Below are 15,721 nucleotides of genomic sequence, written 5' to 3'. Positions count from 1 at the left end.
GCCGGCGAGAGGCGCGGCAAGGCGCCGCTTTATCAGGCGCGGCGGCGGTTGGAGCCCGGTTTCACCAATATGTCCATGTCGGGCTCGCCGCACAGGGCGAGCACGGCGTCCCGCGCGGCGTCGCGCAATTTCAGTATGGCGGCGAAATCGGTTCCCTCCGGCCGTATCGGCGCGCCCATCTCGACGGCGAGAGCCGCCCGGCGCGGGAACCATTGCTCGCCGCGCAGCATCGAGCGCGTGCCGCGCAGCGCGCCGGGAACGACGGCGAGTCCGGCTTCTGCGGCGATTTTGAAGGCGCCGAGATAGAAGCCGGAAAGGCCGGCTCGTCGCGTGAAGGTGCCCTCGGGAAAGAAGACGAGATTGCGTCCGCTGCGCGCCGCCGCGACAAGGGCCTCGATATCGGCGAGACTTCCCGCAACGTCGAAACGCTCGACGAATTGGACGCCGAGCCGGCGCAGGAAAGGCCCCGCGAAAATCTGCGTCGCGAGCTCCTTCTTGGCGATGAAGACCGGCTCGCCCGGCAGAGTCGCGACGAGCAGGATCGCGTCCGCATAGCTCGAATGATTGAAGACGAGAACGGCGCCTTCCTTGGGCGTCGCGTCCAGTCCGGTCGTCGAAACGGGAATGCGCATCAAGGCGAGCGTCGCGCGCGCAATCGTTCTGACGAACGCCCAGCGGCGCGCGAGTCCCGGCATAGTCATGACGCCGATCCAGGCCGCCGCGTAGCCCAGCGCGGCCGCGAGCCACCACCAAAGCGCGTAAAGCGCGCTTCCCGCCTGCGCCAGGAGACGGCGGAGCAGGGGAGCGAATCCCGAGAGCGCCAGCCGCGACAATTGCAGCCAAACGGCTTGCCGTCGCGCGCCAAGGGCGCCTTGCTCATAGAGCGCCTTGGCCGCGCTTCTGCGGATTTTGCCGCTTGACGTCTTCGGGACGGAGCGGGGCGGGGCGAGCACGATCTCATCCGCCACCGCGCCGCTGATTTCGCGCACCGCTTCCTGCGCTTTCACTTCCAACGCGGCGCGGGCGTCGGGATCGGTCTCGCCCGTCTCCGCGACGACGATCACGCGTTCCGTTCCCGAGCGCGGATCGGCGGCGCCGAAGACGGCGACGCAGCCTTTGCGAACGCCGGGAATGCGCGCGATCGCCTCCTCTATCTCCTGCGGATAGAGATGCTGGCCGGCGCGAATGATGATGTCCTTGATGCGCCCGGTGATGAAAATGTCGCCCTTCGCCATATAGGCGCGATCGCCGCTGTCGAGCCATCCGTCATGGAAGAGTTCGCGCGTCTTCGACTCGTTCCGAAAATAACCGGCGGTCGCGGAAGGTCCGTGAAACTCCAGCCGCCCTTCCTGCCGCTCGCCGGCCTCGCGGCCCGCATCGTCCACGATCCTGATCTCATGGCCCGGCAAAGGCTGGCCGCTTGCAACGAACTCCATCGCATGCGAATCCTGGATTGCGGGCCGCGCGACGCCGCGTTTCATCAGCGCGTCGCGGTCGACGCGGTCGATGATGGGCGCGCGGCCGGTCGGCGGAAAGGCAAGGCCGACCGCGCTCTCCGCAAGTCCGTAAACCGGCGCCATCGCTTCGCGCCTGAAGCCGTAGCGGCTGAACTTGTCGCAGAAGCGCCGCAGCGTGGAGACGCTGATGGGCTCCGCGCCATTCGCCACAAGGCGCAGCGCGCTGAGATCGACGTCTTCGAGACTCTCCTCGTCCGTCTTGGTCACGCAGAGCTCGAAACCGAAATTGGGGGATGCGCTCAGCGTCGCGCGAAAGCGGCTCATCGCCCGCAGCCAGTTGGCCGGTCGTGCGAGGAAGCTCAGCGGCGACATGACATAGAGCGGCGCGGCGTAATAGAGGCTCCCCAGCCAGGCGCCGATCAGTCCCATATCGTGATAGAGCGGCAGCCAGCTAACGAAAACATCCGAAGAGCCTGCGCCGATGGCGCCGCCCATGGCGCGAATATTGGCGAGAAGATTGGCGTGGCTGAGGACGACCCCCTTCGGATCGCCCGTGCTGCCCGAGGTATATTGTATGAGCGCCGTGCGTTTTTCGTCTCGCAAGACCGGCAGCGGATCCTCGGCGGCTGAGGAAAGTCTGGCGCAGCTTTCGACGGATTCGAGCGTGTCGACATGCGCCCGCAGCAACGCGGCGAGGCTCAACCCTTCGGGCATGGTGATGAGAATGCGCGCGCCGGCGTTTTGCAAAATGCCGGCCTGACGGCGCAGATGATCCTCGATCTGCGAAAGCCGCATCGGCGGGTAGATCGGCACGGGCGCGGCGCCGGCGTAGAGAATGCCGAAGAAGCTCGCAAAAAAATCGAGGCCGGTCGGCAGCATGATGGCGACGCGATCGCCGGGCTCAATGTCGCGCGCCACAAGCCCGGCCGCCACGCGGCGCGCCTTCGCGGCGAGGTCGCCATAGGTGAAAGACCCGATGACCGTCCGATCGTCCTCCAGCACGGTGAGATGAAGACGGTCGGGGTGTTGATCGACATGCCATTCCAGCACATCGACCAGCGTGCGCGCGTGCGTCGGCGCATCGGCTGCGGGCAAGCGCGGCGCGCCGGGCGCGGCGCTGCTCTCGTCCTGAAAATCGCGGGACGGCGATCGCCTCAGCGCCGTGAGAAGATCCTTGACGGTTTCGGCCTGGCTCACGGCGTCGAAGGGAAGCCGCGTCGAGAAGCGCTGCTCGATCCGCGCGCTCAATTCCGTGCGCGCAAGACTATCGATTCCGAGGTCCTGTTCGATCCGGCTGTCGAGCGAGATCATGAGCGCGCCCGACTGCCTGGAGCGCAGTTCGCGCACGAGCCCTTCGATCAATGCGAGAAGAAGGGCTTCCTTGGATGGGCCGCCCGGCCATGTCTGCGCGTTGGGGCTCGTGTCCATGAAACCGCTCGTCGCGCCGCTAATCGGGCGCGCTTTCGGCGAGCGGCGTCACGTGGCTCGCCTGCGGTCCTTTTTCGCCCTCTTCCTCCACGAAATTCACGCGCCGTCCGGGCCGCAAATCCTCGAAGCCCGGTTCCGAGACGCTGTTGCGATGAAAATAGATTTCTCGTCCATCCTCGCTTTCGAGGAAGCCGTAGCCGTCCTCCCGCATCAATTGCTTCACAACGCCCACGAGCGGCGAGGCATGCTGTTTGGTCTTGCCGCGCATCCGGCGGACTTCGTCCTGCAATTGCCGCTCCGCGCGGCCGAAGGCGTCATTAAGCGCGAATTCGAAACGCTGGAAGCGCTCGTCCAATTGAGGCGTGTGCTCGACCGAGACTTCGCGGTTGTCAGGCAGGCTGAGATGAACATGCACCTCGTAGAGCCCGCCCGTATGATGGCGCCCGCTTGGCGGCTTGACCGCGACGCGGCACCACGTCATCCGCCCATAGCGCTCTTCGAGGCGACTTACATGCCGCAGGATCTGGTCACGAAAGTCGGCCGAAGTCTCCATGCCCTGGAAATCGATTTCGGGCGTTGTTTCCATGGCGGCTGCTCCCTCGCTGAAATCGGATGCTGCCGGATATGAATTTAGGCCGCATCGCGTCGCCGGACCAGCACGACGCATGGTCGCGCCCGCGAGATTCTCGTAAAGCTTCCGGTAGTCCGCGCTTCAGTCATATAGAAACGCGACGACGCGCGCGGGCGCGGCGGAGGCGCCTTTCAGCCGGAGCGGGAAGATCGCGACGTCGAAGCCATGGCTCGGCAATTGGTCGAGACCGCGCAATTGCTCCATTTGCCAATAAGGCTTGCGACGCCCGACGAGATGGCCTTGCCAGAACAGCGTCGCGTCGTTCTCTTCCCGCGCCGTCTTGATCTGGCGGTGGAAGGGTAGATCCCAGCCCCATTGATCGACGCCCATCACAAGGACGCCGCGATCGATCAGCCATTCCGTCGCGGCGGCGCTCACGCCTGTTCCGCTTTTCCAATAGTCCCGCGTCCCCTGCAGGCGGTCGCGTCCCGTCCGGATGAGCGCGATGGCGCCTTTCCCGGCGACGGCGCCGCTCGCGGCGAGGCTCGCTTCCATGTCGGCGACCGTAATCTGCTCCCCTTCGCCCTTGTGGCGCATATCGAAGACGACGCCGGGACCGAAGCAGAGGTCGAGCGGCATCTCGTCGACGGTCGCGGGCCGGCCGCCATCGGCGAGGGTGGGACCGTAATGCCAGGGGGCGTCAATATGGGTTGTCGAGTGAACGCCCATTTTGGTGATGGTGTCGTCGCCCCAGCCAGCGAAATCTTTCGGGAAGAGACGGAAAGGCAGGCCCAGTGCGCGAACCAGCCATCGCGCTCGGCCATGCGCGTGATGCTTGATCTTCACGCGCATGAAGAACGGGTCTTCGCGATTATAGGCGATCTCCTTGGAGAGGTCGACGATCCGGCTGGGTCGAATCCGATTCATGCATTATCCTCGTTTTCTCTACGATTTGAACGCGGCCATCGTTCCATAACGGCCGCAGGAGTGAATGCAATGCGTAAGCTCGCTCTGGCGGCGGCGCTGTCCTTCGCGCTGGCGCCGACCGCGACCCCGAAGGCGTCCGCCGCCGACAAGGCTGACAACCACCTGGCGCCGCGCGAAACGGTGTCGCCGCGCGAAACGGTATGGAAGCATGCCGACTGCGGCCCCTATGGCCATCGCGGCCCTTGGGGCGGCTGCATTCCCGGCGGCGAATTCGGAGCAGGGAACTATTGGCTCCTTGGCCCTCCTTATGCCGGCCCGCGACCGTTTTTCGGACCGCCTTTCTATGGCGAGCCGCCGTCGGAAGCGGCGTCGCAACATGATTATGGGCCGGCATATTGGGGCGCGCGGGCCTACGAAATTCCCGGCTTCCGGTGAGTCCGGGCCAAAAAGAAGCCGGCAGAACGGGTGGGAGCTACGGCTCCGCCGATGCGATCATGTCGCCGCCGCGCGACGGGGGCCAGGCGTCTCGGCGGTTTTCGTTCTATGACGCTCGACCAATTTCCACGCGCCATGGGCCGTCGCTTCTTTTCTCTGCTTCGCGCGCCTAGCGGGCGAACGTCGACGACGCGGACCGGCTGCGCAAATATCTCGCTCGCTTCGAGCTGGAGTGGAGACTGTTTCGAGGAAGCGACGGCGCCCTATAATGACGGGCCATGAACGAGTGCGATCCGAGCGGAGGGAGCGAGAAGGAGAAGGAGGCCGCGCGGCCGCGCAAGATCATTCACATCGACATGGACGCCTTCTACGCCTCCGTCGAGCAGCGCGACAATCCCGAGCTGCGCGGCAGGCCTGTGGCCGTGGGCGGCGCGCGGGAGCGGGGCGTCGTGGCGGCGGCGAGCTATGAGGCCCGCAAATTCGGCGTGCGCTCGGCCATGCCCTCCGTGACGGCGCGACGAAAATGTCCCGAGCTCGTCTTCGTGAAACCGCGCTTCGACGTCTACCGCCAAGCGTCGATGCAAATCCGCGCGATCTTCGCCGAATATACGCCGCTCATCGAGCCGCTCGCGCTGGACGAAGCCTATCTCGACGTCACGGACAATTTGAAGGGCATAAGCTCCGCGACGGAGATCGCCCGGGAAATCCGTGCAAAGATCCGCGCGGCGACGGGCCTGACCGCCTCGGCCGGCGTCTCCTACAACAAGTTCCTCGCCAAGATCGCCTCCGATTACAGGAAGCCCGACGGCCTCTTCGTCATCACGCCGAAAATGGGGCCGGCCTTTGTCGAGACGCTGGAGGTCGGACGCTTTCATGGCGTTGGCCCGGCGACGCGCGAAAAGATGAAACGGCTCGGCATTGAAACGGGGCTTGATCTCAAGGCGCAGACGCTCGAATTCCTTCACGGGCGCTTCGGCAAGGCGGGCGCTTACTATTACTGGATCGCGCGCGGCGTCGACGCCCGGCCCGTGCGCGCCAATCGCATTCGCAAATCGATCGGCGCGGAGAGCACCTTTTTCGAGGATTTGTCCACATACAAAGCGGCGCGCGCGGCGCTGGCGCCGATCGTCGAGAAGGTCTGGCGCGCGATCGAAAACGGGTCGGTGCGCGGGCGCACCGTGACTCTCAAGGTCAAATATTCCGATTTCCGCCAGATCACTCGCGCCCGCACATGCGAGGCGCCGGTCTCATCGCTTCAGGCGTTCGAAGAGGCGGCCTTCTCGCTGCTTGGCCCGGTGTTTCCGGTGGAGAAGGGGATCAGGCTCCTGGGCGTGAGCCTTTCGTCGCTTTCAGAAGAAAAAGCAAAAACGGAAGCGCAACTGAAATTGGAGATATGAGCGCGGCGGCGCCTCGCGCGCCGCCGCTTGATTCCTCATTCGTCGAACACGCCTTCGAGCGCGTAGTGGGAAATCGTCTTGCGATTGGCGATGAGCTGATCGACCGTCGGCTCGCCCTTGATGGCTCGCGAAATGGCGAGTTTGGTCGCCTCGTAATTGGTGCGGTACAGATCCCTGCGGTCGAGATTCTCGTCCGTGGCGCAGCGCGGGTCGAGCCAGATCATGATGACCATGCACAGCTCGTTCGCCTGGGCTTTCGGGATAACGCCCTCGGCCACGCAGTCGACGATGGCGTCGGCGGTCGCGGCCTGCACGACGCCGCCGAGCAGCTCGACATAGGCTTCCGACTTCACCGTCATCTTGGTGGTCATCATCGTCGCTGGGCGAACCTGCTGATTCAAATCGCGAATGACGAACATGCGCGGATGTCCGGCGACCTGTCCCGTCATGGACGCGAAGGCGTGACCGACCGGACCCTTCACGTCGCCGATCAGCACTTCCGGCATTGCATCCGTATATTGCCCGTCCGCCGCGAGAACGGTCGCCTCGCCGGTGGCCAGCCAGATATGTTCGCTCATCTCGTTTCCTCTCGGTTTGAGTGTGCGCGCGGGATAGCATCGCGCGCGGTCGCAGGAAAGCTGTCAGGCTTGCGGCGCCTGCCTGGCGAATTCGGCCGCGCGGCGCCCAGTCAGGGCGGCGAGCGTCGTGTTGTCGCCTCGAAGCGCTTCGAGCAGGCCGCGCTTGACGCGCGAGACAAGGCCGGGGCCCTCATAGACGAGCGCGGAATAAAGCTGCGCCAGCGTCGCGCCGGCTTCGATCTTGGCGAGCGCCGTTTCCGCGCTGTCGACGCCGCCCACGCCGACGAGCGGGAACTGGCCTTCGACGCGCAGATAGGTCTGCGCGAGCATATAGGTGGAAAGCGGGAAGAGGGGCCTGCCGGAAAGGCCGCCAGCTTCCCTGGCGAGCGGCGAGCGCAGCGTATCGGGGCGGGAGATCGTCGTGTTGGAGACGATCATGCCGTCAATGCGCTTGTCGCGCGCGACTCGGACGATGCCGTCCAGCTGGTCGAGCGAGAGGTCGGGCGCGATTTTCAGCAACAGGGGCCGTCGCTCGGGCGCGGCGTCGCGCGCGTCGAGGACGCGGGCGAGGAGCTTCGAAAGCGCCTCCGGCTCCTGAAGGTCGCGAAGACCCGGCGTGTTGGGCGAGCTGACATTGATGGTGAAATAGCTCGCGACCTCGGCGAACGCATTCACGCCGGCGACGTAATCGGCCAGGCGATCAGCCGCGTCCTTGTTGGCGCCGACATTGACGCCGACGATGGCTGCGTCACCGCGAGCGGAGCGCAGCAATCCGGCCCCGTAATGACGCCTCTGGATCGCTTCGTCGCTGCGCTCCTCCCACTGACGGGACAGGCGATCCGTCAGTCTTGTCAGCGCCGGCGCATGGCCGTCATTGTTGAAGCCGTAGCGGTTGACGACGCCGAGATCCTCCAGCAGTCGAAAGGCGCGCGGGCGGGCGTTCCCGGGCTGCGCGCGCGGCGTCAGCGTCCCGACTTCCACGAAGCCGAAGCCGAAGCCGAGCATGGCGTCGGGGACTTCGGCGTTCTTGTCGAAGCCGGCCGCGAGTCCGATCGGGTTGGGGAAGGCGAGCCCGAAGGCGGAGACGGCAAGCCGCGGATCATCCTTTTCCGGCCGGCGCCGCGGCATCAGTTTCAAGGCCGAAATGGTCGCGCGATGGGCGGTCTCGGCGTCGAGCAGGCGCAGGAAGGGAAGGGCGATGCTGAAAGGGTCGATCATAGGCGACCTGAGAAATCATGACGCCCCTCGGCGCCAAGGGGCAGAGGCGCGACATGTGTCACCGCGCCGATCGGCAGGGGCGCGTAAAGATGCGGGAAGAGCGCGCCGCCGCGCGAGATTTCCCATTTCAGCGCGTCGCCGAGCTTGTTGGCGTCGACGAAGACGAGCAGCAGATCGGTCATGCCGGCGAAGTGTCTGGCCGCCGTCTCCTCGACCTGATCGGCTGCCGAGAAATGGATGTAGCCGTCGGCAAGGTCGACAGCCGCGCCGCGAAAAACGCCTTCGGCTTCCGCAGCGCGCCATTCGGCGGCGGAGATGATTTTGTAGATGGTGGTCATGCGGGACGCGCTAGGAAAGGCATTTCGCCGATCCTCCTGCCGCGTTTACCCTTGCGACCGCCGTCCGATCGAAGCTGAGAAAAATCTTGCCCCCTGCGCGCCGCCCTTCATGCGCCGAAAGTAAAATATTGTCGCCTTACTTTCAAGCCGGCTCACTCCGCCGCTCGCGCTTCCCGTTTGTCGGCCTTGCTCGGCAATCTTGCGATCATGCCGATCAGAGCGCGGTCGGAGAGGGCCACGAGCCGTTCGCCGCGGTTGAGCCATTGCAGCACGTCCTCGATCGTTTCCGCGTCGGCGATCTTGGCTTCCGCCACGGCGCGGTCGGCCGTGATGACCCCGCGCTGGCGCGGCTTGCGAGTCGGCAGCCAGGCCTCGTGCAGGGCGCGCAGCTCCGGGTCGGCGTGGACGGCGGCTACGCCGTTGATCTCGTCCTCGTCCGTGCGGGCGAGCGCCCTGGAAAGCGCCTTGCCGCGCTTGGCGATCGGCGGAGTGGTCGTCTCCTCGGGCGTCACCAGCACGCCAGCGCGGCGGAAGACGAGGCCGAGCCAGCGCTGGCTGGTGAGCCACGAGATCGGGATGGCGAGGATAAGGCCCGCAATGGTCGGCGACATCCAGGCGACGAGCGAGGGCGAGATCATGAGGCCGGCGAACAGGCTCAGCGCGCCCAGCGCCACATGCGAGCGGTGGCGGCGGACAATGTCCATGAGCGGCACCGAGCCGTCGTCGCGCCGCTGCGGGTCCCAGCCCGTGTCGAAGCCGAAGACGATATGCACGACATGGCCGGTCTGAATCAGCATCATGATCGGCGCGAGCAGCGCCGACAGAATGATTTCGAACAGGGTCGAAATCAGCAGCATGATCGCGCCGCCCGAACCCCGTCGCGTCTCCGGCTCGTAGATCGCGACGAGCAGGCCGAAAAATTTCGGCGCCAGCAGAATGCCCATCGTCAGCGCGAACAATTCGAGCGAGCGCTGCGCGTCGAAGCGCGGGAAGGTCGGGAAAAGCGCGAATTCGCCGGTGAAATATTCCGGTTTGAAGTAACTCGCCTGGAAGACGATCACGATACCGATCAAGAGCTGCATCAGCCAGAGCGGCGAGGTGAGATAGCCGAAAATGCCGGTCAGGAAGTGCTGGCGGGAGGCCCAGCTCAGGCCGCTCGCGAGGAGCAAGCGCGAATGCTGGAGATTGCCCTGGCACCAGCGCCGGTCGCGGATCGAGAGGTCGATGAGCGAGGGCGGGCTTTCCTCGTATGAGCCGCCGAGCGTCGGCAGCATATAGACCGAATAGCCCGCGCGACGGATCAGCGCCGCCTCCACGAAGTCATGCGAAAGGATGTGGCCGCCCCATGGCGGGCGCCCGCGCAGATCCGGCAGGCCGCAATGGCGGGCGAAGGCCTCGGTGCGGATGATGGCGTTGTGGCCCCAGTAATTGCCGTCGCGGCCCATCCAGCAGGCGAGCCCCGTGGCGATGACGGGACCGTAGATGCGCGCCGCGAATTGCTGCACGCGGGCGAAGAGCGTGTTGCGGTTGATGATGAGCGGCAGCGTCTGGATGATGCCCGAATCCGGGTCCGCCTCCATCGCGGCGGCGAGCTTCGCGATGGTCGGGCCCGTCATCAGGCTGTCGGCGTCGAGCACGACCATATGCGCGTAGGCGCCGCCCCAGCGCGAAACGAAATCTTCAATATTGCCGGCCTTGCGCCCGACATTCTTCTCGCGCCGGCGATAGAAGATGCGCGTGTTCGGTCCCAGACGGCGACGGATGGCGATGAACGCGCTCTCCTCGGCGATCCAGACGTCGGGATTCGTCGTGTCGGAGAGGAAGAACCAGTCGAAATGCTCGCCCAGTCCGGTCGCCTGCACATCCTCGAAGATGGTCTGCAGCGCCGCGAAGACGCGGCTCGGCGTCTCGTTGTAGATCGGCATGACGACCGCGGTTTTTTCGCGCAGCGTTTCGGGAAGGCGGGGCGGAGGCCGTTTGGAGAGCAGCGCGGCGAAGCCGACGAGGGATGCCGCGAAGCTCAGCGCGATCCAGGAGAAGTTGAGCACGAAGAGCGCGAGCAGCGCCCATTTCAAGGCCGTGACGCCGCCGACGTCGATGACCTTGTACATCTGCCAGCCGCCATAGACGGTGAGCGCGAGGCCGCCGCCGAAGGTGACGAGACGGGCGAGCCAGGGCGTCTGCCAGAGATGCGGCGCGAGCGGCTTGCGCAGTTGCTTGCGGTCGAATTTGAAAAGATTCTGGGCCGGCATCGAAAGCCGGCTTTCGACTGGCGTCGGCGGGGCTTCGGCGGGGTCTTTGAACGCCGTCGCCGCCGTGGCGGAATCGACTGGCGCGATTGTCAGGGAGTCCATCTATAGAGCCAGGTTTCGCTGATCGGCTCCTCGCCCGCGCGCAGGACGAGGCGCATTTCGCAGTAGTTTTCGCCGGCGGGATCGACGTCGAAGACGACGCGGCACGTTTTCGCCTGCGCATTGGTAAACGTGCGGACGTTGGTGGCCGATCCAGGAGACGTGGTCAAGGCGGCGGAAAGATTCGCTGTCTTTTCTTGGTCGGCCAGAGGGTCGCCGGAAAAAACGACAACAAAACGGCGAAGTTTCGAGCCGGGCGCCCGACCCGAACGCGAGTGTCTCGCGACAGCCAGGACCGGCCGGCCCGGCGGATCCCAGCACCAGAACTGACGATAGGCGAAGGTCGCCGTCGCGCCGCCGACCAACGGCGCCTTGGGGCGCCAGTAAGCGACGATGTTCTCGTTGTTTTCCGATTCAGAGGGGATCTCGACGAGCTGGATCGCTCCTTCTCCCCAATCGCCCAGCGGCTCCGACCAGAGCGACGGCCGTCGCTCCCAGTGCTGGTCGTCGTCCTGATAGTCCGCGACGTCGCGGTTGCGGATCAGCGCGCCGAAACCTTTGGGATTGACGTCCATGAAGGAGGAGAATTGCAGCTCCTCGCGGTTTGAGACCGGCCGCCACAGCCACTCGCCCGCGCCCGTCAGCATCTGCAGGCCATTGGCCGCGCTGACCATGGAGCGCAGATCGTCCGCCCGGCGCCGGTCGAGCGGCGTGAACAGCGACGCGGCGGCGAAGCCCGCGAGGCCGTAATGATCCACGGCGGTGCGCGGGAAGAGGGTCAGCTCCGTGTCGATGATCGTCGCCTCGCCCGGACGCAGGGTGAAGTGATACACGCCCGCGACGCTCGGCGAATCGAGAAGGGCGTGGATGACGAGCGCATTGGCGCCGGCCGCCGGCCTTTCGATCCAGAAGCTGCGGAAGGCGGGGAATTCCTCCCCGCGCGGATCGGCGGTGCGGATGGATAGGCCGCGCGCGGTGACGCCGAGGATCTGCCCCGCCGCGACGGCGCGGTAGAAACTCGCGCCCTGGAAGATGGCGAGTTCGGCCTCCGTCCCGCCGGGCGGGGCCATGAGCACGCGGAAACCCGAATAGCCAACGTCCGGCAGCTTTTCCGGAACCTTCAACCCATTATAGTCGAACCTGTTCTGGTCGTATGCGACGCGCGTCGCCGCGCCGCGTTCGACGATGAAGAGGTCGACCGCGGCGGTGAAAATATTGCCCCGGTGCAGCGGCTCGATTGAAAAACCCTTGTTTTCTCCAGCCCATATGGCGGAGCCGGGTTTCGTCTTGATGCCGACGAACTGCTCGTAGGTCAGGCTGGCGAAAGGCTGGGGAAGCTCCGTCGGCGGCGGCGCATAGGGTTTTGCGGCGAGCGCGCGCGCCAGTTCCACGATCATGTCGCGAGAAAAGGGGGGTGGAGCTGGCGCTTGAGGCGCGGCGGCCGGCGGGGTCTCCGCATTTGCGGCGGGCGCCAGCCCGGAGGCGAAGGCGCCGAGGGCCGCTTTCAAAACGTCTCTGCGTTCAAACATTGAGCAACCGGCGAGGGAGTCGGAAGGAGTTTTCGGGGTGGCGCGTCGTTCCTCTATAGAAGAAATTCGGAGAACAAAAAGGAATTATTGCGACGCGTCTTTTCTACGCATCCAGCCGCCCGCTTGCCCATCGCGGCTCGAATCTGCAACAAACGGGCCGTAGCGGCGCGGCCCTGTCGCGCCCATCCAACCAAAGGCGCCCCATGCCGAGCACCCGCAAAGCGCTCGCGATCGTCCTCGCCGCCGGCGAGGGGACGCGGATGAATTCCGACACGCCCAAGGTTCTGCATAAGGTCGCGGGGCGTTCGATGCTCGCCCATGTTCTCGGCGCCGTCGCGGAAGCGGGCGTGGAGGCGATCGCAGTTGTGGTCGGTCCGGGCCGCGAGGACGTGCGCGGCGAGGCGCTGCGGCTTTCGCCCGACGCCCGGACGTTCGTGCAGACGGACCGGCTCGGCACGGCCCATGCGGTGATGGCGGCTCGCGAGGCGATCGCCGACGGCCGCGACGATCTTCTGGTGCTTTTCGCCGACACGCCGCTCGTTTCCGGCGCGACCATTCGCGCCCTGCGCGACGCGCTCGCGCAGGGCGCCGGCATCGCGGCGCTCGGCTTCGTGGCCGCCGATCCTTTCGGCTATGGCCGCCTTCTGCAGGACGATGCGGGACGGCTCGTCGCGATTCGCGAGGAGAAGGACGCGAGCGACGCCGAGCGCGCGGTCAAGCTCTGCAACGCCGGGCTGATGGCGCTTGACGGCTGGACGGCGCTGGATTGGCTCGGCCGGATCAGGAACGCGAACGCCAAGGGCGAATATTATCTGACCGACGTCGTGGAAATCGCCCGCGCGTCGGGACGCGAGGCGCGTATCGTGCTCGCCGACGAAACCGAGGTGCTTGGGGTCAACGACCGCGTCCAGCTCGCCCAGGCTGAAGCGGTCGCGCAGGATCGCCTGCGCCGGGCGGCGATGGCCGCCGGCGTGACCATGATCGCGCCGGAGACGGTGTTCCTCTGCCCTGACACCGTCTTCGGGCGCGACGTGCTTATCGAGCCGAATGTCGTGTTCGGTCCGGGAGTCGCAGTTGGCGACCGGGCGGTCATCCACGCTTTCTCGCATCTCGAAGGCGCGAGCGTGGGCGCGGGGGCGAATGTCGGCCCCTTCGCGCGCCTCCGCCCCGGGGCGGCGCTCGCGGAAGAGGCGAAGGTCGGCAATTTCGTCGAGATCAAGAACGCCAATCTCGGGCATGGCGCGAAGGTCAGCCATCTCACTTATATCGGCGACGCCGACGTCGGCGCGAACGCCAATATCGGCGCGGGCACGATCACCTGCAATTACGACGGCTTCTTCAAATACCGAACGGTGATCGGCGCCAACGCCTTCATCGGCTCCAACTCCGCGCTTGTGGCGCCGGTCGAGGTCGGGCCGGGCGCCTATGTCGGCTCGGGCTCGGTCGTCACCAGGGATGTGACCGCGGACGCGCTCGCCGTCGCCCGCGGTCGACAGATAGAAAAAGCCGGTTGGGCCGCGAGTTTCAGAGTGGCGCAGGCGGCGAAGAAGACGAAAAAATAGCAGCCGCGCCGGCGCCTTTTTAACCCTTATCCTCGGAGGCCCGCCTCTCGGCCTCTGTTTGGCGGCGCTTTTGCAACAATCGCTTTCGGAGGCGGTCCAATGTGCGGAATCGTTGGGATTTTAGGAAATGGTCCCGTCGCGGGACAACTCGTCGAAGCGCTGAAGCGGCTCGAATATCGCGGCTACGACTCGGCCGGGATCGCGACGCTCGAGCATGGGCGGCTGATCCGCCTTCGCGCGTCCGGCAAATTGAAAAACCTCGAAGAAAAGCTCGTCGGAACGGGGATGACGGGCGCGGTCGGCATCGGCCATACGCGCTGGGCGACCCACGGCAAACCCAATGAAAGCAACGCCCATCCGCACGCCAATGGCGGCGTGGCGGTGGTTCATAATGGGATTATCGAAAATTTCCGCGAACTGCGGGACGAGTTGATTGGCAAAGGCCACGATTTCGCCTCTGAAACGGACTCGGAGGTCGTCGCTCATCTCGTCGCCGACGAGATCAAAAAGGGAGCGAGTCCGGAAGCCGCCGTCGCCGCCGCCCTCAAGCGCCTCAAGGGCGCCTTCGCTCTGGCTTTTCTCTTCGACGGCGAGCCAGATCTGCTCATCGGCGCGCGGCGGGGCTCGCCGCTCGCCGTGGGCTGGAGCGAGGAGGGCGCCTATCTCGGTTCGGACGCTCTCGCCCTCGCGCCTTTCGCGACCTCCATCGCCTATCTCGACGAGGGCGACTGGGTCGTTCTGCGCCGCGACCGCACGCAATTCTTCGACGCCCAGGACGCGAAGGTCGAACGCCGGCGCCAGCCGCTGCAGGCCGGCTCCTTCATGGTCGACAAGGGCAATTACCGCCATTACATGGCCAAGGAAATTCACGAGCAGCCCGAAGTCGTCGGCCGCACGCTCGCGCATTATCTCGATCTCGCCGAAGGCGTCGTGCGCCTGCCCTTCGAGCTGGACATAGACGCCCAAGCCCTGTCGCGCGTGACGATTTCCGCCTGCGGCACCGCCTATTACGCCGGTCTCGTCGCGCGCTACTGGCTCGAGCGCTTCGCGCGCCTCTCGGTCGAGATCGACATCGCTTCCGAATTCCGGTACCGCGACCCGCCGCTGCCCGAGAAGGGGCTGATGATCGTCGTGTCGCAATCCGGCGAAACCGCGGATACGCTCGCGGCGCTGCGCTACGCCAGGGAGCGCGGCCAGCACATTCTTTCGATCGTGAACGTCGAGACGTCGACCATCGCGCGCGAGAGCGACACGGTGGCGAAGACCCTCGCCGGACCCGAGATCGGCGTCGCCTCGACCAAGGCCTTTACCTGCCAGCTCGCGGTTTTCGCCTGCCTCGCCTTGGCTCTGGGCCGGGCGCGCGGGGTCTTGACGAAGGAGCGCGAGCGCGAACTCGTCTCCGAGCTTATCGCCGCGCCCGGCCAGATGGCGGAGGCTTTGACGCGAGAGGCGCAGATCGAGCCCGTCGCCCGCGACGTCGCCCGGGCCTCCAGCGTGCTTTATCTGGGCCGCGGGCCATCCTTCCCTCTCGCCATGGAAGGGGCTCTCAAGCTCAAGGAGCTGTCCTACATCCACGCCGAGGGCTACGCGGCGGGCGAACTGAAGCACGGACCCATCGCGCTCATTGATTACGCCATGCCGGTGATCGTGCTGGCCCCGCCGGACGCGAGCCTTGAAAAGACCGTGTCAAATCTCCAGGAGGTCGCAGCGCGCGGCGGGCATCTCATCCTCATCGGCTCGCCCCGCGCCAGGCATGAGGCGGCCGCGGATCTGGCTGGCTATATCGAAATGCCGGAGACGGTCGCCGGTCCCTTTGCGCCGCTCGTCTACGCCGTCCCCGCGCAGCTCCTGGCCTATCACGTCGCGACCTTCATGGGTAAGGACGTGGATCAGCCGCGCAATCTCGCGAAGAGCGTCACGGTGGAGTAGC

General features: G+C 65.7%; 12 protein-coding genes. 4 read left to right on the top strand and 8 right to left on the bottom strand.

The genetic code is table 11. From position 1 onward, the window contains the following. Positions 1 to 32: 32 nt before the first annotated feature. From ACNHKD_RS15775 to ACNHKD_RS15765, 3 genes are all read right to left on the bottom strand, one after another. Complete coding sequence (locus ACNHKD_RS15775; protein WP_442754430.1) at positions 33 to 2,885, bottom strand: AMP-binding protein; 2,853 nt, start codon at positions 2,883 to 2,885, stop codon at positions 33 to 35. A 19-nt stretch (positions 2,886 to 2,904) separates the two neighbouring features. Continuing rightward, positions 2,905 to 3,471 (bottom strand): cold shock domain-containing protein, encoded by a 567-nt coding sequence (locus ACNHKD_RS15770; protein ID WP_442754429.1) that lies wholly within the window; start codon positions 3,469 to 3,471, stop codon positions 2,905 to 2,907. A 126-nt stretch (positions 3,472 to 3,597) separates the two neighbouring features. After that, complete coding sequence (locus ACNHKD_RS15765) at positions 3,598 to 4,383, bottom strand: cyclase family protein (RefSeq protein WP_442754428.1); 786 nt, start codon at positions 4,381 to 4,383, stop codon at positions 3,598 to 3,600. A 69-nt stretch (positions 4,384 to 4,452) separates the two neighbouring features. On the opposite strand from ACNHKD_RS15765, the gene ACNHKD_RS15760 reads away from it, so the two are divergent. Continuing rightward, positions 4,453 to 4,818: a hypothetical protein gene (locus ACNHKD_RS15760; RefSeq protein ID WP_442754427.1), complete on the top strand. Its 366-nt coding sequence runs from the start codon at positions 4,453 to 4,455 to the stop codon at positions 4,816 to 4,818. Positions 4,819 to 5,096: 278 nt separating this feature from the next. Further along, positions 5,097 to 6,215 carry a DNA polymerase IV gene (gene dinB / locus ACNHKD_RS15755; protein WP_442754426.1) on the top strand — a complete coding sequence of 373 codons (1,119 nt, stop codon included), beginning with the start codon at positions 5,097 to 5,099 and terminating at the stop codon, positions 6,213 to 6,215. Between the two features lie 35 nt (positions 6,216 to 6,250). Here the strand turns inward: dinB and fae are convergent, their stop codons facing one another. The 5 genes from fae to ACNHKD_RS15730 all read right to left on the bottom strand — a co-directional run bounded on the left by fae (position 6,251) and on the right by ACNHKD_RS15730 (position 12,229). Next, positions 6,251 to 6,793: a formaldehyde-activating enzyme gene (gene fae, locus ACNHKD_RS15750; protein ID WP_442754425.1), complete on the bottom strand. Its 543-nt coding sequence runs from the start codon at positions 6,791 to 6,793 to the stop codon at positions 6,251 to 6,253. Positions 6,794 to 6,856: 63 nt separating this feature from the next. Further along, positions 6,857 to 8,011, bottom strand: a complete 1,155-nt coding sequence (locus tag ACNHKD_RS15745) for a quinone-dependent dihydroorotate dehydrogenase (RefSeq protein ID WP_442754424.1) — start codon at positions 8,009 to 8,011, stop codon at positions 6,857 to 6,859. After that, a complete protein-coding gene (locus ACNHKD_RS15740) occupies positions 8,008 to 8,349 on the bottom strand; it encodes a DUF952 domain-containing protein (protein ID WP_442754423.1) in 342 nt (113 codons plus the stop codon). The genes ACNHKD_RS15745 and ACNHKD_RS15740 overlap by 4 nt, the downstream gene beginning before the upstream one ends. A gap of 152 nt (positions 8,350 to 8,501) precedes the next feature. Then, positions 8,502 to 10,703 carry a glucans biosynthesis glucosyltransferase MdoH gene (gene mdoH / locus ACNHKD_RS15735; protein WP_442754422.1) on the bottom strand — a complete coding sequence of 734 codons (2,202 nt, stop codon included), beginning with the start codon at positions 10,701 to 10,703 and terminating at the stop codon, positions 8,502 to 8,504. Then, entirely contained in the window at positions 10,691 to 12,229 is a 1,539-nt protein-coding gene (locus tag ACNHKD_RS15730; RefSeq protein ID WP_442754421.1) for a glucan biosynthesis protein, read from the bottom strand. Before ACNHKD_RS15730 ends, mdoH begins: the two co-directional genes overlap by 13 nt. Before the next feature lie 203 nt (positions 12,230 to 12,432). Here ACNHKD_RS15730 and glmU point away from each other — a divergent pair, with 203 nt between their 5' ends. Further along, positions 12,433 to 13,791: a bifunctional UDP-N-acetylglucosamine diphosphorylase/glucosamine-1-phosphate N-acetyltransferase GlmU gene (glmU, locus tag ACNHKD_RS15725; protein WP_442754420.1), complete on the top strand. Its 1,359-nt coding sequence runs from the start codon at positions 12,433 to 12,435 to the stop codon at positions 13,789 to 13,791. A gap of 99 nt (positions 13,792 to 13,890) precedes the next feature. Further along, positions 13,891 to 15,720 (top strand): glutamine--fructose-6-phosphate transaminase (isomerizing), encoded by a 1,830-nt coding sequence (gene glmS, locus ACNHKD_RS15720; RefSeq protein WP_442754419.1) that lies wholly within the window; start codon positions 13,891 to 13,893, stop codon positions 15,718 to 15,720. The last annotated feature ends 1 nt before the right edge of the window (position 15,721 follow it).

The organism is Methylocystis sp. JAN1 (assembly GCF_052186135.1).
GTDB lineage: Bacteria > Pseudomonadota > Alphaproteobacteria > Rhizobiales > Beijerinckiaceae > Methylocystis.
Note: the sequence above shows the minus strand (reverse complement) of the source record. Positions and strands in the feature narration are given on the sequence as shown.

Coding starts and splice junctions, on each gene's coding strand:
- ACNHKD_RS15745 (WP_442754424.1), bottom strand. CDS start 8,011: ATGATCGACCCTTTCAGCATCGCCCTTCCCTTCCTGCGCCTGCTCGAC.
- glmS (WP_442754419.1), top strand. CDS start 13,891: ATGTGCGGAATCGTTGGGATTTTAGGAAATGGTCCCGTCGCGGGACAA.
- ACNHKD_RS15730 (WP_442754421.1), bottom strand. CDS start 12,229: ATGTTTGAACGCAGAGACGTTTTGAAAGCGGCCCTCGGCGCCTTCGCC.
- ACNHKD_RS15765 (WP_442754428.1), bottom strand. CDS start 4,383: ATGAATCGGATTCGACCCAGCCGGATCGTCGACCTCTCCAAGGAGATC.
- ACNHKD_RS15775 (WP_442754430.1), bottom strand. CDS start 2,885: ATGGACACGAGCCCCAACGCGCAGACATGGCCGGGCGGCCCATCCAAG.
- ACNHKD_RS15740 (WP_442754423.1), bottom strand. CDS start 8,349: ATGACCACCATCTACAAAATCATCTCCGCCGCCGAATGGCGCGCTGCG.
- ACNHKD_RS15760 (WP_442754427.1), top strand. CDS start 4,453: ATGCGTAAGCTCGCTCTGGCGGCGGCGCTGTCCTTCGCGCTGGCGCCG.
- glmU (WP_442754420.1), top strand. CDS start 12,433: ATGCCGAGCACCCGCAAAGCGCTCGCGATCGTCCTCGCCGCCGGCGAG.
- fae (WP_442754425.1), bottom strand. CDS start 6,793: ATGAGCGAACATATCTGGCTGGCCACCGGCGAGGCGACCGTTCTCGCG.
- dinB (WP_442754426.1), top strand. CDS start 5,097: ATGAACGAGTGCGATCCGAGCGGAGGGAGCGAGAAGGAGAAGGAGGCC.
- ACNHKD_RS15770 (WP_442754429.1), bottom strand. CDS start 3,471: ATGGAAACAACGCCCGAAATCGATTTCCAGGGCATGGAGACTTCGGCC.
- mdoH (WP_442754422.1), bottom strand. CDS start 10,703: ATGGACTCCCTGACAATCGCGCCAGTCGATTCCGCCACGGCGGCGACG.